Origin of the sequence: Streptococcus cristatus (genome assembly GCF_019685515.1) — a bacterium.
GTDB lineage: Bacteria > Bacillota > Bacilli > Lactobacillales > Streptococcaceae > Streptococcus.
In genome coordinates this window covers 166,937-191,492 of record NZ_JABFFN010000001.1, presented here as the reverse complement: position 1 = coordinate 191,492, position 24,556 = coordinate 166,937, and the positions used below count along the sequence as shown (strand labels likewise).

The 24,556-nt window shown below is 42.2% G+C and carries 25 protein-coding genes, 1 pseudogene and 1 riboswitch; of the genes and pseudogenes, 12 read left to right on the top strand and 14 right to left on the bottom strand.

Annotated features, from left to right (window positions below; genetic code table 11):
• The first annotated feature begins 345 nt into the window (after positions 1–345).
• From FOA33_RS00910 to FOA33_RS00895, 4 genes are all read left to right on the top strand, one after another.
• Positions 346–768: a sigma-70 family RNA polymerase sigma factor gene (locus FOA33_RS00910; RefSeq protein WP_000804885.1), complete on the top strand. Its 423-nt coding sequence runs from the start codon at positions 346–348 to the stop codon at positions 766–768.
• On the top strand, positions 765–995 hold the full coding sequence (locus tag FOA33_RS00905) for a helix-turn-helix domain-containing protein (protein WP_000857133.1): 231 nt from the start codon (positions 765–767) through the stop codon (positions 993–995). Before FOA33_RS00910 ends, FOA33_RS00905 begins: the two co-directional genes overlap by 4 nt.
• Before the next feature lie 460 nt (positions 996–1,455).
• Complete coding sequence (locus tag FOA33_RS00900; protein ID WP_000814511.1) at positions 1,456–1,659, top strand: excisionase; 204 nt, start codon at positions 1,456–1,458, stop codon at positions 1,657–1,659.
• Positions 1,660–1,740: 81 nt separating this feature from the next.
• Positions 1,741–2,958: a tyrosine-type recombinase/integrase gene (locus tag FOA33_RS00895; protein WP_001291561.1), complete on the top strand. Its 1,218-nt coding sequence runs from the start codon at positions 1,741–1,743 to the stop codon at positions 2,956–2,958.
• 184 nt (positions 2,959–3,142) lie between these two features.
• Here FOA33_RS00895 and FOA33_RS00890 read toward each other — a convergent pair whose 3' ends face one another.
• The 11 genes from FOA33_RS00890 to uvrA form a co-directional block, all read right to left on the bottom strand.
• Positions 3,143–4,294, bottom strand: a complete 1,152-nt coding sequence (locus FOA33_RS00890) for an iron-containing alcohol dehydrogenase (RefSeq protein ID WP_221160351.1) — start codon at positions 4,292–4,294, stop codon at positions 3,143–3,145.
• 184 nt (positions 4,295–4,478) lie between these two features.
• Entirely contained in the window at positions 4,479–4,934 is a 456-nt protein-coding gene (locus FOA33_RS00885; RefSeq protein WP_221160350.1) for an SP_0198 family lipoprotein, read from the bottom strand.
• Between the two features lie 87 nt (positions 4,935–5,021).
• Complete coding sequence (locus FOA33_RS00880) at positions 5,022–6,272, bottom strand: bifunctional folylpolyglutamate synthase/dihydrofolate synthase (protein WP_221160349.1); 1,251 nt, start codon at positions 6,270–6,272, stop codon at positions 5,022–5,024.
• 255 nt (positions 6,273–6,527) lie between these two features.
• Entirely contained in the window at positions 6,528–6,833 is a 306-nt protein-coding gene (locus FOA33_RS00875; protein ID WP_221160348.1) for a DUF1292 domain-containing protein, read from the bottom strand.
• A gap of 15 nt (positions 6,834–6,848) precedes the next feature.
• The gene (gene ruvX / locus FOA33_RS00870; RefSeq protein WP_002876031.1) at positions 6,849–7,268 is read right to left on the bottom strand and encodes a Holliday junction resolvase RuvX; all 420 of its coding nucleotides are present in this window, start codon (positions 7,266–7,268) and stop codon (positions 6,849–6,851) included.
• 3 nt (positions 7,269–7,271) lie between these two features.
• The gene (locus FOA33_RS00865; RefSeq protein ID WP_000507059.1) at positions 7,272–7,538 is read right to left on the bottom strand and encodes an IreB family regulatory phosphoprotein; all 267 of its coding nucleotides are present in this window, start codon (positions 7,536–7,538) and stop codon (positions 7,272–7,274) included.
• 86 nt (positions 7,539–7,624) lie between these two features.
• Positions 7,625–8,194 (bottom strand): SP0191 family lipoprotein, encoded by a 570-nt coding sequence (locus tag FOA33_RS00860; protein ID WP_221160347.1) that lies wholly within the window; start codon positions 8,192–8,194, stop codon positions 7,625–7,627.
• 66 nt (positions 8,195–8,260) lie between these two features.
• Positions 8,261–8,659 carry a transcriptional regulator Spx gene (gene spx, locus FOA33_RS00855; protein ID WP_000591165.1) on the bottom strand — a complete coding sequence of 133 codons (399 nt, stop codon included), beginning with the start codon at positions 8,657–8,659 and terminating at the stop codon, positions 8,261–8,263.
• A 134-nt stretch (positions 8,660–8,793) separates the two neighbouring features.
• A complete protein-coding gene (gene mgtA, locus FOA33_RS00850) occupies positions 8,794–11,454 on the bottom strand; it encodes a magnesium-translocating P-type ATPase (RefSeq protein ID WP_221160346.1) in 2,661 nt (886 codons plus the stop codon).
• Positions 11,455–11,649: 195 nt separating this feature from the next.
• A riboswitch (M-box (ykoK) riboswitch) is annotated at positions 11,650–11,801 on the bottom strand.
• A gap of 53 nt (positions 11,802–11,854) precedes the next feature.
• Positions 11,855–12,916 carry a M24 family metallopeptidase gene (locus FOA33_RS00845; protein ID WP_221160345.1) on the bottom strand — a complete coding sequence of 354 codons (1,062 nt, stop codon included), beginning with the start codon at positions 12,914–12,916 and terminating at the stop codon, positions 11,855–11,857.
• Positions 12,909–15,740, bottom strand: a complete 2,832-nt coding sequence (gene uvrA / locus FOA33_RS00840) for an excinuclease ABC subunit UvrA (protein WP_221160344.1) — start codon at positions 15,738–15,740, stop codon at positions 12,909–12,911. Before uvrA ends, FOA33_RS00845 begins: the two co-directional genes overlap by 8 nt.
• Before the next feature lie 137 nt (positions 15,741–15,877).
• Here uvrA and FOA33_RS00835 point away from each other — a divergent pair, with 137 nt between their 5' ends.
• From FOA33_RS00835 to FOA33_RS00815, 5 genes are all read left to right on the top strand, one after another.
• Positions 15,878–16,822 (top strand): magnesium transporter CorA family protein, encoded by a 945-nt coding sequence (locus FOA33_RS00835; RefSeq protein WP_033585835.1) that lies wholly within the window; start codon positions 15,878–15,880, stop codon positions 16,820–16,822.
• 11 nt (positions 16,823–16,833) lie between these two features.
• Positions 16,834–17,511: a DUF1129 domain-containing protein gene (locus FOA33_RS00830; RefSeq protein WP_221160343.1), complete on the top strand. Its 678-nt coding sequence runs from the start codon at positions 16,834–16,836 to the stop codon at positions 17,509–17,511.
• Between the two features lie 15 nt (positions 17,512–17,526).
• Positions 17,527–17,874 carry a TfoX/Sxy family protein gene (locus FOA33_RS00825; protein WP_221160342.1) on the top strand — a complete coding sequence of 116 codons (348 nt, stop codon included), beginning with the start codon at positions 17,527–17,529 and terminating at the stop codon, positions 17,872–17,874.
• A gap of 161 nt (positions 17,875–18,035) precedes the next feature.
• Complete coding sequence (locus tag FOA33_RS00820; RefSeq protein WP_221160341.1) at positions 18,036–19,070, top strand: S66 family peptidase; 1,035 nt, start codon at positions 18,036–18,038, stop codon at positions 19,068–19,070.
• Between the two features lie 105 nt (positions 19,071–19,175).
• Positions 19,176–19,439, top strand: coding sequence for a SemiSWEET family transporter (locus FOA33_RS00815; RefSeq protein ID WP_000166112.1), 264 nt, complete (start codon positions 19,176–19,178; stop codon positions 19,437–19,439).
• 83 nt (positions 19,440–19,522) lie between these two features.
• On the opposite strand, the gene FOA33_RS00810 is transcribed toward FOA33_RS00815, so the two are convergent.
• Both FOA33_RS00810 and ruvA read right to left on the bottom strand, forming a co-directional pair.
• Positions 19,523–20,086: a DNA-3-methyladenine glycosylase I gene (locus FOA33_RS00810; protein ID WP_221160340.1), complete on the bottom strand. Its 564-nt coding sequence runs from the start codon at positions 20,084–20,086 to the stop codon at positions 19,523–19,525.
• A gap of 9 nt (positions 20,087–20,095) precedes the next feature.
• Positions 20,096–20,689: a Holliday junction branch migration protein RuvA gene (ruvA, locus tag FOA33_RS00805; RefSeq protein ID WP_061407453.1), complete on the bottom strand. Its 594-nt coding sequence runs from the start codon at positions 20,687–20,689 to the stop codon at positions 20,096–20,098.
• 159 nt (positions 20,690–20,848) lie between these two features.
• Between ruvA and FOA33_RS00800 the strand changes: the two are divergent.
• A pseudogene (locus FOA33_RS00800) lies at positions 20,849–21,346 on the top strand (helix-turn-helix domain-containing protein).
• Between the two features lie 151 nt (positions 21,347–21,497).
• On the opposite strand, the gene mutL reads toward FOA33_RS00800, so the two are convergent.
• A complete protein-coding gene (gene mutL / locus FOA33_RS00795) occupies positions 21,498–23,447 on the bottom strand; it encodes a DNA mismatch repair endonuclease MutL (RefSeq protein ID WP_221160339.1) in 1,950 nt (649 codons plus the stop codon).
• A 208-nt stretch (positions 23,448–23,655) separates the two neighbouring features.
• Between mutL and FOA33_RS00790 the strand changes: the two genes are divergently transcribed.
• A complete protein-coding gene (locus FOA33_RS00790) occupies positions 23,656–24,096 on the top strand; it encodes a LytTR family DNA-binding domain-containing protein (protein ID WP_221160338.1) in 441 nt (146 codons plus the stop codon).
• The gene (locus tag FOA33_RS00785; protein ID WP_221160337.1) at positions 24,093–24,551 is read left to right on the top strand and encodes a DUF3021 domain-containing protein; all 459 of its coding nucleotides are present in this window, start codon (positions 24,093–24,095) and stop codon (positions 24,549–24,551) included. The genes FOA33_RS00790 and FOA33_RS00785 overlap by 4 nt, the downstream gene beginning before the upstream one ends.
• The last annotated feature ends 5 nt before the right edge of the window (positions 24,552–24,556 follow it).

Here is a 24,556-nt window from a genome sequence, read left to right as displayed (position 1 = left end):
TGTATATTACTTCCAAATGGCGGTTTGTTGGAGGTCAACGTCGCCATGAAGTACATCATATACAATAAATTTCCTTACATTGGGTTCTTGTCAAAAAAAGTCGTCTATCTGCAATAGATAAGTACGTCCACCAATGTGGTTTTATAAATCATATAGATAGAATAACAGAAGCATGTAAACAGAGAAATAAATCTGTTTATATGCTTTTTTGGCTATTCAGAACTTTTTTACAAAGTTTATTTATCAGTAATGCAACAAATCCCCCTTTCACATTGGGACTAAGAGTGAAAGGAGATAAACGAGCAAGGCTCACTTCCTTTCCTAGACAGAAAGGGGGTGAGAAACATGAAACCATCTTCTTTTCAGACCACAATAGAAAATCAGTTTGACTATATCTGTAAACGTGCTATGGAAGACGAGCGAAAGAATTATATGCTTTATCTTTCAAGGATTGCAAAGCGTGAGGTGTCCTTTTCGGATGTTGGCGATTATCTTGTTAGCCAGTTTGCGACAACAGATAACTATTCAACTGACTTTCAGATTTTTACACTCAATGGGTTATCAGTAGGCGTTGAAAATGATTTGTTGAGTGAAGCATTACGTGAGTTGCCAGACAAGAAACGTGAAATTCTACTGCTGTTTTACTTTATGGACATGAGCGATTCAGAAATTGCAGACCTGTTGAAATTGAACCGTTCTACTGTCTATCGGCATAGAACCAGTGGACTAGCCTTAATTAAAAAGTTTATGGAGGAATTTGAAGAATGAAAACACAATATCCTATGATTCCCTTTCCTCTCATTGTAAAGGCAACAGATGGCGATACCGAAGCGATTAACCAGATTCTACATCATTACAGAGGGTACATAACGAAGCGTTCCCTACGACTTATGAAAGATGAATATGGCAATCAAAGTATGGTCGTTGATGAAGTCTTACGTGGAAGAATGGAAACCAGACTGATTACAAAGATTTTGTCATTTGAAATTAAGTAATATCCTCTCTCCTTTCGTGGAAGCGTGCTAAACCATTCCACGCTTCCCGAACAGGGAGGTTTGTTATTCCACCAAAGCATATTGAGCTTTCAATGTGTTTTGATAGGCTAACGAGCCATTGTTCTTTGAAAACTGAATAAAAGTAATCGAATACGTTTCGATAAGAAAAGAGCCAACGGAACTAACCGCCATGACCTATCTTATAAAGATAGCGAGCGATTCATGTTAGTGATCCGAGAAGCAATCTTTAGCAGGATTGCCTGCAACGACATTCTTATCGTGATAATGATACTCCCATACAGTCAATAGTCCGAGCGTGATAAAACCGTCGCAGGCAATGAGTATGGCTACATGAGAACCATGCAGGGGTGGAACTCCCGTGAGCTTTGCTAAAGCTGTTCGATTGCTGGTAAAACAACTTTTATGAAATCCAAATAAGTGATTTGGAAAGGAGGATTTTATGAAGCAGACTGACATTCCTATTTGGGAACGTTATACCCTAACCATTGAAGAAGCGTCAAAATATTTTCGTATTGGCGAAAACAAGCTACGACGCTTGGCAGAGGAAAATAAAAATGCAAATTGGCTGATTATGAATGGCAATCGTATTCAGATTAAACGAAAACAATTTGAAAAAATTATAGATACATTGGACGCAATCTAGCGTCGCCAAAGGGTCTTGTATATGATAAAATAGTATTAAGTCGTATCAAGGCTCTTTCCATAAAGGAAAGGAGCAAATGCCATGTCAGAAAAAAGACGTGACAATAAAGGTCGAATCTTAAAGACTGGAGAGAGCCAACGAAAAGACGGAAGATACTTATACAAATATATAGATTCATTTGGAGAACCGCAATTTGTTTACTCGTGGAAACTTGTGGCTACAGACCGAGTACCAGCAGGAAAGCGTGATTGTATCTCACTTAGAGAGAAAATCGCAGAGTTACAGAAAGACATTCATGATGGTATTGATGTTGTAGGAAAGAAAATGACACTCTGCCAGCTTTACGCAAAACAGAACGCTCAAAGACCAAAGGTTAGAAAAAACACTGAAACTGGACGCAAATATCTTATGGATATTTTGAAGAAAGACAAGTTAGGTGTAAGAAGTATTGACAGTATTAAGCCATCAGACGCTAAAGAATGGGCTATTAGAATGAGTGAAAATGGTTATGCTTATCAAACCATCAATAACTACAAACGTTCTTTAAAGGCTTCATTCTATATTGCTATACAAGATGATTGTGTTCGGAAGAATCCATTTGACTTTCAACTGAAAGCAGTTCTTGATGATGATACTGTCCCTAAGACCGTACTAACAGAAGAACAGGAAGAAAAACTGTTAGCCTTTGCAAAAGCTGATAAAACCTACAGCAAAAATTATGATGAAATTCTGATACTCTTAAAAACAGGTCTTCGTATTTCAGAGTTTGGTGGTTTGACACTTCCAGATTTAGATTTTGAGAATCGTCTTGTCAATATAGACCATCAGCTATTGAGAGATACTGAAATTGGGTACTACATTGAAACACCAAAGACCAAAAGTGGCGAACGTCAAGTTCCTATGGTTGAAGAAGCCTATCAAGCATTTAAGCGAGTGTTAGCGAATCGAAAGAATGATAAGCGTGTTGAGATTGATGGATATAGTGATTTCCTCTTTCTTAATAGAAAGAACTATCCAAAAGTGGCAAGTGATTACAACGGCATGATGAAAGGTCTTGTTAAGAAATACAATAAGTATAACGAGGATAAATTGCCACACATCACTCCACATAGTTTGCGACATACATTCTGTACCAACTATGCAAATGCAGGAATGAATCCAAAGGCATTACAGTACATTATGGGACATGCTAATATAGCCATGACGCTGAACTATTACGCACATGCAACATTCGATTCTGCAATGGCAGAAATGAAACGCTTGAATAAAGAGAAGCAACAGGAGCGTCTTGTTGCTTAGTAGTACAAATGAATTTACTACTTATTTACCACTTCTGACAGCTAAGACATGAGGAAATATGCAAAGAAACGTGAAGTATCTTCCTACAGTAAAAATACTCGAGAGCACATAGAATAAGGCTTTACGAGCATTTAAGAAAATATAAAAAGATAATTAGAAATTTATACTTTGTTTCAAAGAAAAATTAGAAGAGTTCTTTGTAGAAGGCAATGGTTTCTTCTAAGGTTGGCATAAATGGATTTCCTGGTGCACATGCATCGATCAAAGCATTCTTAGAAAGGTAGTCAAAGTCAAAATCTTTTTCTTCGATACCGAGTTCAGTGAGTTTCTTCGGAATCCCTACTGTTTCAGATAGTTTTTCAATCTCAGCGATGGCGTAGGCTGCACATTCTTCATCAGTTTTCCCTTCAACATGAAGCCCCAAGGCCTTGGCTACATTGCGAAAAGCTTCTGGTACACGTTTGGCATTTTCACGTTCAACAACCGGGAGAAGCATGGCACAGCAGACACCATGTGGTAAATTATACACTGCACCAAGTTGGTGAGCCATTGAGTGAACGTAGCCCAAACCAGCATTGTTAAAGCTCATACCACCGAGGAAGATAGCATTGACCATACCCTCACGCGCTTCAATGTCTTGGCCATTTACCACAGCACGAGGAAGGTACTCTTTGATGAGTTCAATCGCTCCGATAGAGAGTTTCTTGGTCACATTATAAGCACCTGGTGTTACTAAAGCCTCGACAGCGTGAGTAAGAGCATCCATACCTGTCGCTGCTGTCAATCCTTTCGGTTTTGAAAGCATAAGTTCTGGATCATTGACTGAGATGAGGGCGAGGCTGTTCTTATCAACCATTACCATCTTGACCTTACGTTCTTCGTCAGTAATGACATAGTTAATGGTGATTTCTGCAGAAGTTCCAGCTGTTGTATTGATCGCAACCACTGGCAAGCCTTTTTTAGCAGACTTGTGAAGACCTTCGTAGTCCTGTGGTTTTCCACCATTTGTGGCGATGATAGAGATACAGCTAGCCGCATCCTGAGGAGACCCTCCCCCAAGACTGATGATGAAGTCACAACCATGCTCTTTCAGGGCAGCCACTCCGTCTGTGACGTTCTTGCAAGTAGGATTTGGCTCCACATCGCTAAAGATCACATATTCGATCCCTTCAGCATCTAGTGGTTTTAGGACCTTAGGTAAAATATCACTTCCTTCGATGAACTTGTCTGTCACCAAAAGAGCCTTTTTATTCCCCAGTTCCTTGATATACGGGCCTACTTCATTTACAACACCTTTACCGATAAGGTTAACTGATGGAACGTAAAATGTAGCCATATGCGTTTCCTCCTGCGCCTCTGCGCTATTGATTATTCACTGTAAGTATACGACCTTATAAGAAGTTTTACAAATATTTGTAAGCGTTTTAAGTAAAAAGTTAGTAAAGAACCGCCAGCCTTTTTTTCAAGAAAAAAAGCTCCAAAAAGATAGCTTTCATCTCATTGGAACTTCTACTTAATCATTATTGCTTAGTTAATACCACTCGGTCAGATGCCTCTCGGTCCATATCATCAATAATCATTTGATTACCATTAACCGCGTAAATTTTAACATCATCTCCGATAATGACACGTTGATTTTCTGGCTCAAAGCTGACTTGCTTGATTTCCTTATCTCCGTCTGGTTCGACCTCAGTCCATGTACCAGTTTTACCTTTTACAACTAGAGTGATCTGGTCATTCTCATCTTTTCCAGTATAGGTACCATCAATGTTCGTAGGTTGAGCTACAGTAGTGTCCTGACTCGAGGACGCCTGTGGTTGACTAGCACTTGTAGCAGTGCTAGAAGATGATTCTTGTTGAGTAGATGATTGCTGAGTAGATTGCTGGGTAGGGGCTTGTGCCTTAGGTCCACAAGCTGCTAAAAGACTAAGAATTGCTAAAGAAGCAATAGAAAGTGTGAATATTTTCGTTTTCATAGCGACTTCCTTTCTTTTGTGCTAATGTGTTTCTGAAACCGTTTTCGAGTTTTCCTATCCCCAGTATAGCAACTTAAGTCCAGAAGGTCAACTAATCTCACGCTTTCCTACCAAACCCGCTCGCACTTCCGAGATAAAGTAGAGGGAACCCGTCACGAAAAGCAAGTCCTGATCATTGGCCTTTTCTTCAAATTCTCTGATAAAATCACGATAAGAGTCAACCAGTTTATAACCAGAAACATCGCTTTCTTCTAAAGAGCCTTGGTAGTCAAAGCCTGTTACCTTAAGTTCCACCTGAGGCAACTGCTCCGTTAGATAGCCTAGCATCCCCTGATAATCCTTACGTTTAAGGGCACCAAAAAGGATTTGAACTTGGAAGCCTTGCCGGATTTTTTCCTGAATAAACTCAACTAAACGACTTAAAGCTGGAAGATTGTGAGCCCCGTCTAGGTAGATATGCGGACGAATCCGTTCCAATCGACCGGCCCAGTGGGTCTCTTTCAAGGCCTGTCTGACAAGCTCTTCTTCGACACCTTCCTCTCTTAACGCCATAAACAGAAGAAAAGTTTGTAAAGCCAAGGAGGCATTTTCTTGCTGATAGGCACCTTCCAACCCGATTTCAAGCCGTGAAAAACTTGCTAGCCTACTTGAAAAATCCCCCGCATTTAAGGTGAAGTCTTGCCCGGTTTGATAAAGGTCTACGTCTAACTCTCTCGCTCTTTTTTGACAGACAAGCTGCGCTTCTGGAGCAAGCTTGGCAATGACCGCCTTCTTGCCAGACTTGAAAATACCAGCTTTCTGATCTGCTATTTCCTCCAGACTATCGCCCAAGGTCTCCTGATGATCTAGACCAATCGAAGTAATAACTGCAATCTCGCCTGTTACGACATTAGTCGTGTCAAGCAAACCACCAATCCCCACTTCTAGAAGAACTAGATCCACTTCCTGCTCTTTAAAGTAAAGCAAGGCAATCAGGGTCAACAACTCAAAGAAAGACAAGTGGTCATATGTTTCTAAGAGAGTTTTCTCCATCTCTTTGACTCGGTTAGCTATACGGATAAAGTCTTCATCTGCGATCGGTTGTCCATTGATACAGATTCGATCATGGATACTAATGATATGAGGAGAGGTAAAAGTACCAACTTTTTTACCATGGACGACAAACAACTCCCTCATAAAGGCAATAGTTGACCCTTTACCGTTAGTCCCCGTTACATGGATAATGGGATAAGTCTTCTCAGGATTCCCCAACAAATCCACGGCTCGCTGCATTCGTCCAAGTCCAGATCTAAAGTTTAAACCAATCCGACTATGAAGCCATTCTTCTACTTCAAACATACATGTCTCCTTAACAAAAGTCCAATCAACTACCGCATCAAAGTATGATTACAAATAAAAAGCGAGGTCGGGACTAAAATCCCGACCTCTTACCTGGTTAGCTAATCACTAGCTACTATGAATTTCAACGTGGGGTAAAAATATCCCCCGGACGTTCCTGCGTTTCTAATTTCTGGCGCAGGGCTAAAAACATCCCCCGGACTTACTTACGGTCTTTACTTTTAGCGTAAGGGTAAAAATGTTCACTGAACATTTTTACTCCTCCATAAAGCTGTTGAAGACTTCTTCAATCATGTTCCATTCGTCTTCTGAGTCTTCTGGGATTGGTTGTAATTCGCCTTCTGTTCCATCTTCATTTTCGATGAATGAGTAAGCTTGGATTTCAACTTCACCGTTTTCGTCTTCCTCTGCGTTAACTGGCACTAGCAGAACATAGTTTTTACCAAATTCTTCTTTCCCGTTAATCGTCAAAAGAATTTCAAACAAGGTTTCATTTCCTTGTTCATCTACTAGTGTAATCAATTCACGTTCTTCGTGGTCATGGTTGTGATCGTGTGACATAGTTTCTCCTCTGTCTTAAAATTTTCTATCTAAATAATTTTGCAAAATTAGCTGAGCAGCCAACTTATCAATAACTTTCTTGCGTTTGTTACGGCTGATATCTGCTTGTTCAATCAACATACGCTCCGCAGCGACCGTTGTCAAACGCTCATCCTGATAGTCTACTGGCAAACCAAAGAGTTCTTCCAGCTTGGCACCATAGGCTTGACTGGCTTCTACTCGCGGACCGCTGGTATTGTTCATGTTTTTAGGCAGACCTACTACAAAGCGTTCCACCTTATAGCTGTCAACCAATTCCTTGATACGGTCAAAACCGAACTGGCCCTGATCCTCATTAATCTGGATGATTTCAAGGCCTTGAGCAGTGAAGCCTAGGGGATCGCTAATGGCAACACCCACTGTTTTTGAACCAACGTCCAATCCCATAATTCTCATAGATTATAGATCGACTCCTTGTCCTTTAAGGTAGTAGCGTACCAATTCTTCAACAATTTCATCACGCTCATACTTACGGATTTGATTTCGTGCATTGTTGTAACGAGGAACGTAGGCAGGGTCTCCACTCAATACATAGCCGACGATCTGGTTAATCGGATTGTAGCCCTTGTCATTCAAAGAAGCATAAACATCTGTCAATGTTTCGCTAATTTCTTTCTTATTGGAATCATCCAATTTAAACCGTACAGTTTCTTCAGTAAATCCCATTCTAACACCCTCTTTCCTTAGAATAGTACTATTATAGCACATTCCCTGACGTTCTACAAATAAGTCAGTCTATTAATTTGGATTTTCTATTGTTCTGTCGCCCCATTTGCCACTCTATCTGCAATATATTGGCTAGGTTCGTTTTTTAAGAGATTTTCAAGACCGATATTTTTTAAATATTCGATCTGAGATACCTTTTTGACATCCAATACTTGAAAATCATAAGTCGTTGTTGTCTGGATTTCGGTCTCGCTGAGTAGCTTGGTTTCCAGTGTAAATCCTGCTAGTTTGCGTGCCTCTTGGATGGTCTCATCCTTCTCTTCAGCTTCTTGAAGCGCTTTTTGCGTCTCCTCTAGGCCATTTTCAGAGATAAAGTTCTTGAGTTCATCCCCGACAGGTCGTTTTTGCTGAATGGTCAAGGTCAAAAATTGATTGCCTTTATAAGTAATCGTTTGAGTCTGTTGCGTTCCATTTTCCGACTTTGGCATCAGCAAGGTCTTGGTGACCACCGTATTCTTTTCGGCATTATCCAAAACAGGAAGGTTGGATTGGAGAGGTTCAGATTCTGTTGTGGAAGCAGCAGGAGTTTCCTTTTTTTGCCCACATCCCGCAAGCAAAAAGAGGAGAGCAAAACTGGCAATTAGTAACTTTTTCATAATTCCTCACATGATTTTAAAACAAAAGAGCAAACAAGGCCAGGAGTCACTCCCAGCCTTGATGTTTTATAGAGCTGCACGTAGACGTGCTTCTGCATTTTCTACATTACGGACAGAGCGTGGCAAGAAGGCACGGATATCATCTTCTTTATAGCCGACTTGCAGGCGCTTCTCATCAACGAGAATCGGACTCTTTAAGATCCGTGGTGTTTCCATGATTAAGTTGAGCACTTCATTGACACTCAAATCTTCAATGTCAACTCCAAGTGCTTTAGCGTAGCGGTTTTTTGACGAAACGATACTGGCAATTCCATTATCTGTTTTCGTGAGAATGTCTAATAACTCTTCTCTCGTAATTCCTTCTTTACCGAGATTTTGTTCTTTATAACTTAACTGGTGGGCATTGAGCCAGGTTTTCGCTTTTTTACAGCTAGTACAACTTGAGACTGTATAAATTTTGATCATGTACCTACCCCTTTCGCTACATGTTACTATCAGTTTAGTCTATTATACCATAAAAAACATCCGACTTGCGACCTATTTTTAAAAAAATTTAACTTTTTTCGCAATTTTCGTACTTTTTTCTTGACAAATTCAATTTATAACCAACTTCTAAATTTTTTGATATAGATTCGTTTCACAACTGTAACACTTATCATATAAAGAATAATTATCAAAAGCAAAAAGAGGAAATAAATTGGTTTCAAAGGGGTTAATCGAAGGAGGTTAGCAATTGCAGAATAGGGAAGGAAGGTCACAAAACTAGCTGCTAACAAGGTTGTCCCAAGAACCAACCATGACGGACGGCTTTGTAAGAAAGGGAGTTTTGCTGAACGAAGCATATGGATGACCATGGTTTGGGACCACATGGATTCAATGAACCAACCTGTCTGGAACAGGATGATAAAGCCCGTTGCAGACTCTGCTCCGTGAACATAAGCATGACCTGTCGTCATTGGGACAATGACAAAATAGAGCAAGATAAAGGTCAAAATATCAAAGGCAGACGAAATCGGACCCATCCAAATCATAAAGCGAGTAATAGACTTGGCTTCCCACTTATGAGGATGCTTCAAAAAATCTTCATCCACATTATCAAATGGCAAGGCGATACAAGAAAGGTCATAAACTAGGTTTAACACAATCAAGTGAATCGGAGCCATAGGGAGGAAAGGTAAAAAGATACCAGACACTAAGAGTGACAGAATATTCCCGAAATTAGAGCTGACCGTCATCTTGATATATTTGGTCATGTTGGCATAGACTTTGCGTCCTTCTACCAGCCCTTTTTCAAGCACCATCAAATCCTTATCTAGCAAAATGACATCAGCCGTTTCTTTGGCAATATCTACTGCTGTATCAACAGAAATCCCCACATCGGCTACTTTCATAGATGGGGCATCATTGATCCCATCTCCCATATAGCCGACACAATGTCCATTAGATTTGATTTGTAAAATGATTCGTGCTTTTTGATCCGGAGAGAGTTTAGCAAAGACAGTCACCTTCTCAACTGCTTGGGACAACTCTTCGTCCGTCATGGCATCAATATCAGAACCCAACAAGATTTGATCAACGTCTAAACCAACTTTTTCGCATACTGCTTGGGTGACCTTCTCATTATCCCCAGTCAAGATCTTGGTTTGAACACCATACTCTAATAAAGCTTGGATAGCAGGGGCTGCAGATGGTTTTGGTGGATCTAGGAAGGCAAGATATCCTGTTAGAATCATCTCTTTTTCATCTTCAACAGAGTAAGCAAAACCTTCCTTTAAGCCTGTTTTATAAGCGACTCCCAAGACTCGTAAGCCCTGTTGATTGAGTTGGTCTACTTCTTTTAAAATTTCCACTCGGATATCATCCGTCAGAGGGCTAATCTGACCTTGATATTCCACATGGGTTGAAATCGCAAGCATTTCCTCTAGGGCACCCTTGGTTACCAAACTAACAACTTCGTTCTCATCCTTGACGATGACACTCATCCGTCTGCGTTCAAAATCAAAGGGCAATTCATCTATTTTTTGAAAGCTAGTATCCAAATTTTGTAGAATAGCGTGTTCTTTAGCTTCTTTTTCAGTTCTACTGATAATGGCACGGTCCATCAAGTTTTTCAAACCGGTTTGAAAATAGGAATTGAGGTAGGCTCGTCTCAACACAGATAAATCCAAATCCCCATGTATATCCAAAGGATATTCAAGGACAATTTCATCTTGGGTAAGGGTTCCTGTTTTATCAGTGCATAGGATATCAATAGCACCCAGGTCTTGTATGGCATTGAGTTTTTTGATAACCACTTTTTCCTTGGCCATGATAATGGAGCCTTTTGCTAGACTAGCCGTGATAATCATGGGAAGCATCTCAGGTGTAAGCCCGACACCCACGCTCAAAGCAAATACGCCAGCTTCTAACCAATCTCCATCCGTCAAACCATTGGAAAGAAATACGATGGGAACCATGACCAACATCAAACGGATTAAGAGCCAGGAGATACTGTTCATATCCCGTTCGAAAGAGGTGGGCTCGTCATAAGTATTGAGAGTCTGCTCTATTTCCCCCATCATGGTGTCATCACCGACCGCTAGAATCAAAGCCTTAGCGCTTCCTGATATCACGTTGGTTCCCATGAAGGCGAGTGCTTCTGCTTCTAGCAGACTATCAAAATTTGACTGACTCATTTTTGGCAAAGCCAATTTTTCAACTGAATCACTTTCACCTGTCAAGCCAGACTGTTGAACAAAGAAATCACGTGATTCAATCAAAAGGAGGTCTGCCGGAATCATATCCCCAGCACTTAATTTGACTATATCTCCAACGACCAAATCCTCAATCGCGACCTCTAAACTCTGGCCTTCGCGAATAACCGTGGCTGTATTCACAATCATTTTTGATAGATTGGTCGCAGCCTTGTCACTCCGCAATTCTTGGACAAAGCGTATGCCACCAGAGATTAGAACGAGAACGACGATGATGATAGAGGTCGTCGGATCTTCTTGCCCAGGCTTCGCCAACCAGACGTTGGTCACCATGGAGATCATAGCGATGACCAGGAGGATGATTGTAAATGGATTGATAATAGATTCGTAAATCTTTTTGAGGATACTGTCTTCTTGACCCTTGGTGATGGTGTTTTCACCATATAAATCACGATTCTTTTCTATCTGTTCCTCAGTCAAGCCTGTTAGACTTGTCTTGTAAAAAGATAGAGTTTCGTTTAAAGGTGTATGAATAGCTGCTGCTAATCTTTCTTTTGTAGTTTTCATTGGTTTCTCCTATCTGTATGAATGATGTGTTTCATACACAGAGACCAATCACTTTATAAGGGCAGAACGACACAAATCAGCGATTGGCTGTGTATGTGCGGTTCTGGGTGGTCGTCAATTTGCATCGTCTGTCTCCTTTCCCTGTTCTAAAACAGTAGAAAATCCTGCCATAAAATGGCAGGATTAAAAAACTAATTATCTGTTTTTTCGTTCAAGCTTTAACTCCATAGGGCAATGAAATGAGCTTAGTCTTGGCCTTCGCGACCAGGACTGTTGACCAACGAGTAGTGTCTCCACTGCTTTGCGGTAGTCATCCGTATCCCTATGGTAGCCTCACCTACCGTTTTCGTCTATCAGTATAAACCTTTAAAATATAAAAGTCAATGATTTATCTCATTTTTTAGATAACAATCAATTCTTTTGGAGCAAGTGTCAATAACTCACAACCGTTATCTGTAATCAGGATATCATCTTCAATACGAACCCCGTATTTACCTTCAATATAGATACCCGGTTCATCAGTCAAGACCATACCAGATTTAATGACTTCTTTCGAAGTTTGGCTAAAGTAGGGTTCTTCGTGGATGTCCAGTCCGATACCGTGTCCGATACCATGTGTAAAGTATTCTCCATAGCCCGCTTCCACAATGATATCACGAGGGATTTTGTCAAAGTCACGGAAACCTAGACCTGCCTTAGCTTGGTCAATCAGAGCTTGATTGGCTTTCAGAACCGTATTGTAAATCTCTGCTTGCTCGTCACTGACATGGCCTAGATAGATGGTACGTGTCATATCGCTGACGTAGTGGTCGTAGAGACATCCGAAGTCCATGGTAATAGCTTCTCCCAGCTCTACTGGTTTGTGCATTGGATGGGCATGTGGTTTAGAAGAGTTGATACCACTCGCTAAAATGGTATCAAAAGACAAACCTGCCGCTCCTAGCTCCCGCATACGGAAGTCAAGGAAATTGGCAATCTCAATTTCAGTCTTTCCTGGTTTGATAAAGTCAAGCGCATCGCGGAAAGCCTGGTCTGAGATGGAACAAGCCTTGCGAATAGTCGTAATCTCCTTCTCATCCTTAATCATACGAAGCGCTTCAACAAACTGAGTCTGAGGAAGTAAGTCAAGCCCTTCAAAGGCTGCCTGCATACGGTGGTAATAAGAGACCGAAATCTCGTCCTCAAAACCGATACGAGACAAGCCCATATCCTTAACAATGCCTGCAATAACAGCCAATTCATCACGGTCTGCTACAATCTCAAAACCACTGGTTTCTTGCTTGGCTGCAATGATATAGCGAGAGTCCGTCACCAAGACCTGACGGTCACGGCTGATAAAAACTGTTCCATTTGACCCCCAAAAACCAGTCAAATAATAGACGTTTTTGAGGTTATTGATGATGATGCCATCTAGTTCTTTTTCTTGCATTTTAGCTAGAAATGCTTGTACGCGTTTATTCATGAGGTAACTTTCCTTTCAAATAATGTCCTGTGTAGCTGGCTTCGTTGGCAGCTACTTCTTCTGGAGTTCCTGTTGCGATGATGGTTCCACCACCGACTCCGCCCTCAGGTCCCAAATCAATAATATGGTCTGCCGTCTTGATAACATCTAGATTGTGCTCGATGACGAGGACTGTATTGCCATCATCTACAAAGCGAGCCAGTACCTTAAGCAAGCGAGCGATGTCCTCCGTATGAAGCCCTGTCGTCGGCTCATCCAGAATGTAGAAGGATTTCCCTGTTGAGCGTTTGTGGAGTTCACTAGCCAACTTCATACGCTGAGCTTCTCCTCCAGAAAGGGTGGTAGCCGGTTGCCCTAGCGTTACATAGCCCAGCCCCACATCCTTGATGGTCTGAAGTTTGCGTTGAATCTTAGGAATGTGTTGGAAGAATTCCACCGCATCGTTGACGGTCATGTCCAAAACCTGCGAGATATTTTTTTCCTTGTAGTGAACTTCAAGGGTTTCACTGTTATAGCGGGTTCCGTGGCAGACTTCACAAGCCACGTAAACATCTGGTAAGAAGTGCATCTCAATCTTGATGATCCCGTCACCCGAGCAGGCTTCACAACGGCCTCCCTTGACGTTGAAACTGAAACGGCCCTTCTTGTAGCCTCGTATCTTGGCTTCATTTGTCTGGGCAAAGAGGTCACGTATATCGTCAAAAACTCCCGTATAGGTAGCTGGGTTGGACCTCGGCGTTCGTCCAATTGGACTCTGGTCAATATCAATCAAGCGGTCTACATGCTCAATCCCTGTAATAGTCTTAAACTTACCAGGTTTGTCTGAAGTGCGGTTGAGCTTTTGGGCAATGGCTTTTTTGAGGATGCTGTTTATGAGGGTCGATTTCCCTGAACCTGACACCCCTGTCACTGCAATGAATTTTCCTAGTGGGAAGCGAGCAGTAATATTTTGCAAGTTGTTCTCACGCGCTCCTGTCACCTCTATAAAACGACCATTTCCGGAACGACGCTCTGCTGGCACTGGAATGGCACGTTTCCCTGATAAGTACTGGCCTGTGATAGACTTGCTGTTGCGAGCCACCTGCTTAGGTGTTCCTGCAGCAACAATCTCTCCACCAAAAACACCGGCACCCGGACCAACGTCAATCAGATAATCCGCCTCGCGCATGGTATCTTCGTCGTGTTCCACCACGATGAGAGTATTGCCCAAGTCACGCATCTTTTTCAGACTGGCAATCAAGCGGTCATTATCCCTCTGGTGAAGACCGATGGACGGCTCATCTAATATATAGAGGACACCTGATAGATTGGACCCAATCTGAGTCGCCAAGCGAATACGCTGACTCTCCCCACCTGAAAGGGTTCCTGCCGAACGCGACAGGGTCAGATAGTTAAGCCCAACGTTATTGAGGAAGGTCAAGCGATCCTTGATTTCCTTGAGAATGGGACGGGCGATAATGGCTTCATTTTCAGACAGAGTCAACTGGCTCACCAAAGCCAAGTGGTCTGCGATAGACAGGTCTGAGATTTCACCGATATGTGGCCCTTGCTCACCACCCACACGGACAGACAAGGCCTGGTCATTGAGACGGTAGCCGTGACAAGTCCCGCAGGTCAACTCATTCATGTAGAGACGCATCTGGGTGCGCGTGTAGTCACTGTTAGTCTCATGGTAACGACGTTTGATATTATTGACAACTCCCTCAAAAGGAATGTCAATATCCCGTACACCGCCAAATTCATTTTCATAGTGGAAATGAAATTCCTTGCCATCCGAACCATAGAGAATCAAGTTCTTGTCTTCTTCTGACAAGTCCTCAAAAGGCGTGTCCATATCCACTCCAAAAGCCGTCATAGCCTGCTCTAACATGTTTGGATAGTAGTTGGATGAGATAGGATTCCAAGGTGCCAGCGCTCCCTCACGTAAGGTTTTGCTGGCATCTGCCACTACCAAATCAGTATCCACCTCCAGCTTGATGCCCAAGCCGTCACACTCACTACAAGAGCCAAAAGGAGCATTGAAGGAGAAGAGACGTGGCTCTAACTCTGGAACAGTAAAGCCACAAACTGGACAGGCATAATGCTCAGAGAAGAGCAACTCAGAGTTGTTCATAGTATCGATAATCACATAGCCTTCTGCGATACGAAGGGCAGCTTCAATGGAATCAAAGAGACGACTACGGATGCCCTCCTTGATAACAATACGGTCAACCACGACATCGATATTGTGTTGCTTACTCTTAGACAGTTCAGGCACTTCGGTCACATCATAGACTTCCCCATCCACTCGAACGCGGACATATCCATCTTTCTGAATCTTTTCAATGACACCCTTATGTTGCCCTTTTTTCTTACGAATGACAGGAGCTAAAATTTGCAGGCGCTGGCGTTCTGGCAATTCTAAGACCTTATCCACGATTTGCTCTACTGAAGAGGCCTTAATAGCCCCATGCCCATTGATACAGTAAGGCGTCCCCACACGTGCGTAGAGGAGACGCAGATAATCATTGATTTCAGTCGTCGTCCCAACGGTCGAACGAGGATTTTTGCTAGTCGTTTTCTGGTCGATGGAAATAGCTGGGCTGAGGCCATCAATAGCATCTACATCTGGTTTTTCCATATTGCCCAAGAACTGGCGAGCGTAGGCTGACAAACTCTCCACATAACGACGTTGTCCCTCCGCATAGAGGGTATCAAAGGCCAGACTGGATTTCCCGGAACCTGACAAACCAGTCACGACAACAAGCTTGTCTCGTGGAATCTCCACATCAATATTTTTTAAGTTATGGGCACGTGCCCCATGAATCACAATTTTATCTTGCATCTTTGTTCTTTCTAGTCCATTATTGCTTTCCATTATACCAAAAAATGTGAAATTCTATTACCCAAAAAGCTGTTTTTGTAGTATAATAGTACGGTGCAAAAAATGAATCACTGAAATAGTAGGAAAGGATAGGGGATATGAAACAAGTTTTTCTCTCAACAACAACTGAATTTAAAGAGATCGACACGCTTGAACCGGGTACTTGGATCAACCTCGTCAATCCTACACAAAATGAATCATTGGAAATTGCTAATGCCTTTGACATTGATATTGCCGACCTTCGAGCACCACTCGATGCGGAAGAAATGTCTCGTATTACGATTGAAGACGAGTATACTTTGATCATCGTGGACGTCCCCATCACAGAGGAGAGAAACAACCGCACCTACTACGTAACGATTCCGCTGGGGATTATCATCACAGAGGAAACCATTATCACTACCTGTTTGGAATCCCTCCCTGTTCTCGATGTCTTCATCAACCGCAAACTGCGTAACTTCTACACTTTCATGCGGTCACGCTTTATCTTTCAACTCCTTTATCGCAATGCTGAGCTTTACCTGACTGCCCTTCGTTCGATCGACCGTAAGAGTGAACAAATTGAAAGTCAACTTCACAAATCTACTCGAAACGAAGAGCTAATCGAGCTCATGGAATTGGAAAAGACCATCGTCTATTTCAAGGCCTCACTTAAAACAAATGAGCGCGTGATTAAGAAATTGACTAGCGCAACTAGCAATATCAAGAAATACCTAGAAGACGAAGACCTGCTCGAGGATACCCTGATTGAAACCCAACAGGCCATCGAGATGGCAGATATCTATGGAAATGTCCTTCACTCTATGACAGAGACCTTTGCCTCTATCATTTCCAACAACCAGAACAACATCATGAAAACCTTGGCACTCGTGACCATTGTCATGTCTATCCCGACCATGATCTTCTCAGCCTACGGGATGAACTTTAAGGATAATGAAATCCCTTTGAACGGTGAGCCACATGCCTTCTGGTTAATCGTCTTTATCGCCTTTGCTATGAGTGTCTCGCTCACTCTCTATCTCATCCATAAAAAATGGTTCTAAGAGGAATCCCTATGTCTCAGATTGATTTACAAAAACTAACCAAGAAAAACCAAGAGTTTATCCACATCGCTACCCAACAATTTATCAAAGATGGTAAGACAGACGCTGAAATCAAGGCTGTCTTTGAGGAAGTCATTCCCCAAATCCTTGAAGAGCAAGCCAAAGGAACGACAGCTCGTTCCCTCTACGGGGCCCCAACCCACTGGGCTCATAGTTTCACTGTCAAGGAGCAATACGAAAAAGAGCATCCAAAAGAAAATGACGATCCAAAACTCATGATTATGGACTCAGCCCTTTTCATCACCAGCCTCTTTGCATTGATTAGCGCTCTAACTACCTTCTTCTCTACAGATCAGGCTATTGGCTATGGGGTGATTACCCTCTTGTTGGTTGGACTTGTAGGAGGACTTGCCTTCTACTTGATGTACTACTTTGTCTACCAGTACTATGGACCAGACACAGACCGTAGCCAACGTCCTCCATTCTGGAAATCAATCCTCGTCATCCTAGCTGCTATGGTTCTCTGGTTGGCCGTCTTCTTTGCAACAAGCTTCCTACCAGCAGCTCTAAATCCAATCCTTGCTCCACTGCCTTTGGCTATCCTAGGAGCAGCCCTTCTCGCCCTTCGCTTCTATCTCAAGAAACGTTTCAATATTCGAAGCGCAAGCGCGGGTCCATCACGTTATTAAGAAAAGTGAAAAGCTATGGCATATAGTCAATCTTTAGCCCAGCAGATTCGAAAAACTCTAGCACTCAAACTTCCTCCCCAAATTTTCGAAGAAGAGTTAGAAGAAAAGAAATTGTTTGGTGGCCTGGCCTTTATGATTCGTGGGAAAATGGTTCTTACAGTCAGTTCCAGAAAGAACGAGCTGGTTATGGTGAGAATTGGCAAAGAAATGGAAAAGCAAGTCCTACCCCGAACAGGAGCTCATACTACATTGATGAGAGGGCGACCTTATCATGGCTATATAGACCTAGATATCGAAGGTCAAAAAGAACTTCCTTACTGGATTGATTTAGCCCTCTCCTATAATCAAGAGTTAACCAAGTAACTCATATCTGGTTAGATTAGAAAAACGAAAAGCAACTGCTAAGGCGGTTGCTTTTTCACTTGCTTTCTTGAGATTCAATAGCACTTCTGAGTTTCATTCTTATAGTTTTCTCTCGTCTTTTGTGATAAAATAGGCTCAATCTATTTTTAGGAGGATGAGATATGGTTTCTACTATTGGTATTGTTAGTTTGTCTAGTGGTGTTATCGGAGAGGATTTTGTCAAACACGAAGTCGATTTGGGGCTCCAACGTCTCAAGGATTTGGGACTCAATCCTATCTTTTTACCCCATTCGCTAAAGGGCTTGGACTTTATCAAGGATCATCCTGAGGCGCGTGCAGAGGATTTGATGCAGGCCTTTTCGGACAATAGCATCAATATGATCCTATGTGCCATCGGTGGGGATGATACCTATCGCTTGCTACCTTATCTTTTTGAAAACGACCAGCTTCAAAAGGTTATCAAGCCAAAGATTTTTCTTGGCTTCTCGGATACTACTATGAACCACCTTATGTTGCACAAACTAGGGGTCAAGACTTTTTATGGGCAATCCTTTTTAGCAGACATTTGTGAATTGGACAAGGAGATGTTGCCCTATAGCTTTCACTACTTTAAAGAATTGATTGAGACTGGGAGAATCTCAGAAATCCGCCCTAGCGACGTTTGGTATGAGGAAAGAACTGACTTCAGTCCCAAAGCTTTGGGAACAGCTCGTATCAGCCATGTAAATACTGGTTTTGACCTGTTACAAGGAAATGCCCAGTTTGAGGGAGAAATCCTCGGTGGTTGCCTTGAATCTCTCTATGATATCTTTGACAACTCTCGATACGCAGACAGCACTGAACTCTGCCAAAAGTACAAACTCTTCCCTGACTTATCCGACTGGGAAGGAAAGATCCTCTTGCTAGAAACAAGCGAAGAAAAGCCTGAGCCGGAAAACTTCAAAAAGATGGTGCAGACTTTGAAAGAAACTGGAGTATTTGAGGTAATCAGTGGACTCTTGGTCGGAAAGCCAATGGATGAAACCTTCTATGACGACTATAAGGAAGCACTATTGGATATCATTGATAACAATATCCCGATTGTCTATAATCTAAATGTCGGCCACGCAACGCCAAGAGCCATTGTTCCCTTTGGCGTCCATGCTTATGTAGATGCACAGGAGCAAGTCATTCGCTTTGACTATAACAAAAAATAAACAATTTCTCCATTTTTGTGCTTTGGTATTGATTTTCGTTACAATTTGTGTCTGAATTTATTGCATTTTGCTTATTTTTATGATATCTTTTTGAAGGAGGTATATATGACTAAACAAAAAATAAATCAAATTGTCGGTTCAATCGGGGCCTTTATCGGGATTATTGTATTTATCGCCTACATCCCACAAATTTTTGCCAATTTACAAGGCAACAAAGCTCAACCATTCCAGCCTTTATCCGCAGCAGTATCTTGTTTAATTTGGGTTATTTACGGATGGACAAAAGAACCTAAGAAGGATTGGATACTAATTATTCCAAACTCAGCTGGCGTTGTCTTAGGTGGACTGACATTTCTTACTGCACTATAAAAATTACTAGCATATAATCAAAAAGCTGAGAGGAATTTCTCAGCTTTTTTCTATATTCTCAGATAGTTAGACGCCTGCACTCACTAATTTCCGTTTTTCCACTCACAATCATTCTCATGGTCATCAACCAGACCTGCAGCCTGAAGAAAAGATAAAACGGCAACTGGGCCTGTGAACTTGAAACTTCGTTTTTTAAGATCTTGAGATAACTTTTCAGACAAGGCTGTTTTAGCAGGTGCCCGGCGATAGTCAAGAACATCATTGATGATGGTTTGTCCATCGACAAAAGACCAGAGGTAGGCGTCAAAAGAGCCATATTCTTCCTGTAGTCGTAAAAATGCTTGGGCGTTAGAGCGTGTAGCAAAAATCTTGGCTCTATTTCGAATGATAGCTGGATTCTCCAGTAAGGCTTCCAATTCGGTATCGGTCATCTCTGCGACTGCATGAATTTGATAGCCATGAAATGCTTCTCGGAAAGCCTGGCGTTTGTTTAGTACCGTTTCCCAAGACAGACCAGCCTGATAAGTCTCCATACAGAGTAGTTCAAAAAGAGCGCGGTCATCATGAAGGGGTTGGCCCCACTCCTGGTCGTGGTAGGCGATGTAGAGCGGATTGGTCATCTTGACCCACGAACAACGTTTTGGCATACTCTTCTCCTATTTTACCAACATCTTAAGGGCCGACTTGATATAGTTCTCAGCTGTATCCGTCGTTCCTTCAAAGAATTTCTTGATTTTCTTGAGCTCAGTCGCCTTGTAGCCCAATGCCAACATGGCTTCCATAGCTTCTTCCAGTTCTTGGTTTTCAGCGCTAGCTTGTACTGCGACTTTAGCAGGAAGGTCATCACTAGCCACAACTACCTTACCTTCCAAGTCTAGCACCATCTGCTGGGCTGTTTTCTTGCCAATTTTAGGAAACTTGGTCAAGTAGGTGATGTTCTTAGTCTCGATCGCCTGAACCAAGCCAGCATTGTCATCAGCAGCAATAATAGCAAGAGCTGACACAGGACCAATCCCAGAAACCGAAATCAGACTAAGAAAGAGTTTTTTCTCATCTTCTGATCGAAAACCGTAGAGCAGATGCGCGTCCTCACGGACAACTTGGTGCACATAAATTTGAGTTTCTTGATTGACCTGACCTGAGTAAGCATAGGGATTGGCTACGTGTAAGATGTAGCCGATGCCGTTAGCTTCTAGGACGATATATTTAGCGGTGATTTTGGTAATGATTCCTTTTAGATATTCGTACATAGTTTTTTCTCCATTATTTTGCCTATCTAGTATATCATATTTCCCCAAGACAGACTGCAACAAAAGGTGCAACCTCTGGTTGACAAATAATACAGGAGATTGTATTCTCATTATAAGTAAAAATTGTTAGGATAAAGGTAGAAAAAGGAGGATAGAATCATGAAACTCGCAGAAAAACTATTTGAGCTTCGAAAGGAAAAAGGTTGATCCCAGGAAAAGCTAGCAGAACAAATCAATGTTTCTCGGCAAAGCATCTCAAAATGGGAGTCCGGACAAGTCCTTCCAGAAATCGAAAAAATTATTGAATTAAGCAAGATTTTTCAAGTGACAACTGATTATCTACTACTAGATGAAAACTCTGAAAAAGCTTCCACAGCAGTGATCTTGGAAGAAGGCAAGGACAAATACTATAAAGAAGTTAAGTCTTTTGGTCTCTGGCAAGTGATTTATATTTTCGTCTTGGCTCTAGCTATCTATCTCTTTTTAGCTGGTTCTAGTTTCCCAGCCGAATTCACCGCCTGGATTTGGCTGACCTTCGTTCTCTTGATTGCTTCAGCTATTGCTATCAACAAAACTCTCAAAACCAAACAACGTTATCTTGATAGGGGGATTGGTCTTGAGAATCCTTTAGACCATGACGACTCTACAAAATCTTGAATCACCTATTTCAGTTTTCACAACACTTTTTATAGGACTGGTCTTGTCAATCAAGTGTAAACCTCGTGTCAAGTTGCCTATGTCCAATCAAAGTTCCAACCTTAGAAAACTAAAAAGCCTTGTTCTAAAAGAACAAAGGCTTTTTGTGTTCTTAATATTTCCCCAACTCACGAAGACTGGTATGATTTTCCTGAATGCGTCGGAACATTTTTTCCATATCTGACTTGGTAAAATGCACCAAAACAGGACGTCCGTGAGGACAGTTATATGGGTTGTCGCATTGAGAGAGTTGATAAAGGAGCTGTCTGGCTGAGTGATCATCGATACGATGATTGGCCTTAATAGACCGCTTGCAGGACATCATGATGGCTAGTTCTGCTCGATATTTCTTGATAGAAACTTCCTTGGTCAAGAGGAGCATGTCACACATCTCATAGATCCCAGACTCGATTTCCTCTTCTGCCATCCAAATGGGATGTTCGCGCAAGATAAATTGATTTTCCCCATATTCTGCTAGAAAGACCCCAACTTCCTCTAAAAGAGGCATTCTTTCTTTAAGGCGAAGGGCATCATCCGCAGGAAATTCAAAGATATAGGGCACTAGGAGTTGCTGCTGGCTTTGGTCAACATTGCCAATGCTTTCACGGTACTCCTCGTACTTAACCCGTTCCTGAGCTGCATGCTGGTCTATGATGTAGAGCCCATCTCGCCCTTGGGCAAAGAGGTAGGTTCCATGCATTTGCCCGAAAAATTCTAGTTCTGGGAAACTTGATGATTCTTCTCGCTCCAGCTTATCATAAGTCTTATCGAGACTTGCTAGATCTAACTCTGGATGATCTAGTTGATCATAGTTAGCTGGCTTTCTCTCTGCGAAATGGAGTTTTGCTGGCTTGGTTAACTGGTCCAAGGTTTCTTTGGCAAACAAGGTTAAATCCTGCCCTTCATTAGTCAATTCAACCTGATGATCGGCTACCTCAGCTTGACAAGGTCTTGAGAGTTCTGTTTTTTCATAGTAGAGCGTATTTTCTTTGAGTGGGAGAATGGTCTGCTCTACCTTTTGACGATTGCGCACGGTCGACTTGGCAAGATTTTCTAAAGCATCAGGTATCAAGGCTTGTTCCTTGAGACTATTTGAAATAGCCTCTGAAAGCAGCGCCATTAGCTCTCTTTCCTTGGAAATTCGCACTTCTTGCTTGGTCGGATGCACATTGACATCCGCTAGATAAGGGTCGATATGGATGTGAATGACAGCCAGTGGAAAACGGCCTACCATGAGCTTACTGCCATAGCCGTCAAGAATTGCACGATTGAGCAGGAAGTTCTTGATATAACGGCCATTGATGAAGAGGCTGATATAGTTACGGTTGGCCCGAGTCAACTCAGGCAAGGACACAAAACCTGTAATTTCAAAGTCTAAATCCGAATTCTCAATGGCAATCATCTTCTTAGCACTCACCAAACCGTAAATCCCTGCGATGGCTTGACGCAGTTGACCAGTCCCTGCTGTCCGCGTCATTTCCTTACCATCACTAATCAAACTGAAGGAAATCTCAGGATGGGCCAAGCCCAGACGGTTGACAATATCAATGATATGGGACAGCTCCGCTTGCTGGCTCTTCATATACTTGAGGCGGGCAGGTGTATTGAAAAAGAGGTCCTCAACACAAACCTTGGTTCCTACAGGACTAGTCGCTGGAATGACTTCCTCAACTTCTCCCCCACGCGCAACGAGCTTGGTCCCATGACTCGCACCATCCACCGTCGTCAACAGAGTCAAGACACTGACAGAAGCGATAGAGGGCAGGGCTTCACCACGAAAACCAAGCGTCCGAATCCGAAAGAGGTCTGCCTGAGTTTTTATCTTACTGGTCGCATGGCGACGCAAGGCCAACTCCACCTCATCGTGGGCAATTCCGTGACCATTATCTGTGATTTGGATTTTCTTGAGACCAGCTTCCTCAATCTCGATGATAATCTGGCTAGAACCAGCGTCAATGGCATTTTCTACCAACTCTTTAACTACACTGGCAGGACGTTCGATAACCTCCCCTGCCGCTATCTGGTTTGCCAGCACCTCTGGCAATTCAATAATATGAGACATCTTTCAGCCCCTTTCTGTATCTATTTTCCTAGAAATTGATTAGTGCTATTATACCATATTTCAGATGTTACCAGAAAAAGCAAATACCACATAGACTCCAAATCCCTCCACATAGGCAAAAGCTCTTGCCAGAGGTCATAAAATAGTGTTTAATAAAGGTGTACAAGAAGTGAGATTAACCTTGTATAACTGAAAAGGAGAGAAATTTATGAAAGTAGAACTACAGATTAAGGAGACTTACAAGGAAGAAAAGCTGATTGTCCAAGCACCTCAAGAAACCAAAAAAGTCCAAAAAGTCATCGAGTTCGCTGAAAATCTTGACCAAAAAGAAACAATCAAAGGAAAGATTGATGATCAGGTTTATCTAGTTAAGATTGGCAAGATACAACGCTTCTATATCGAGAATCGAAAGGTTCTAGCAGAAACTGCCAGTCAGACCTACAGTGTTGATTTGCGGCTCTATCAGGTTCTTGAAATTCTGCCGACCACTTTTATCCAAATTTCCCAATCTGAAATCGTCAATATCGACTCCATCTCTCATCTCAAACTCACGCCTAACGGTCTGGTTGAAATTTTCTTAAAAAACGAAAGTTTCACCTACTCTTCACGCCGCTACCTAAAACCCATCAAGGAGAAATTAGAACTATGAAAAAACAAATCTTTCACGATGCAGCCGCTGGTGTACTCATCGGCCTCATCCTCTCTATCCTCTTTTCACTCATTTATGCACCAAATACCTACTCTCCACTTAGTCCCGATTCTCTCATCGGCCAAGTGATGGTGCAACATCAGGTTCACGGTGCCCTCGTCTTGCTCTACTGCACGATTATCTGGTCAGCTATCGGAGTTCTCTTTAGCTTTGGCGGTCGTTTATTCAATCGTGACTGGAGCTTGCTCCGTGCCACACTTTCCCATTTCTTCCTCATGCTGGCTGGTTTTGTTCCACTAGCAACTCTGGCTGGTTGGTTCCCCTTCCACTGGACCTTCTATCTCCAGCTCATTCCAGAGTTTGCGATTGTATACCTCATCATCTGGACTATCCTCTATAAAAGAGAAGCTAAAAAAGTGGACCACATCAATCAACTTTTGGCCCATAAAAAGTAATAGAG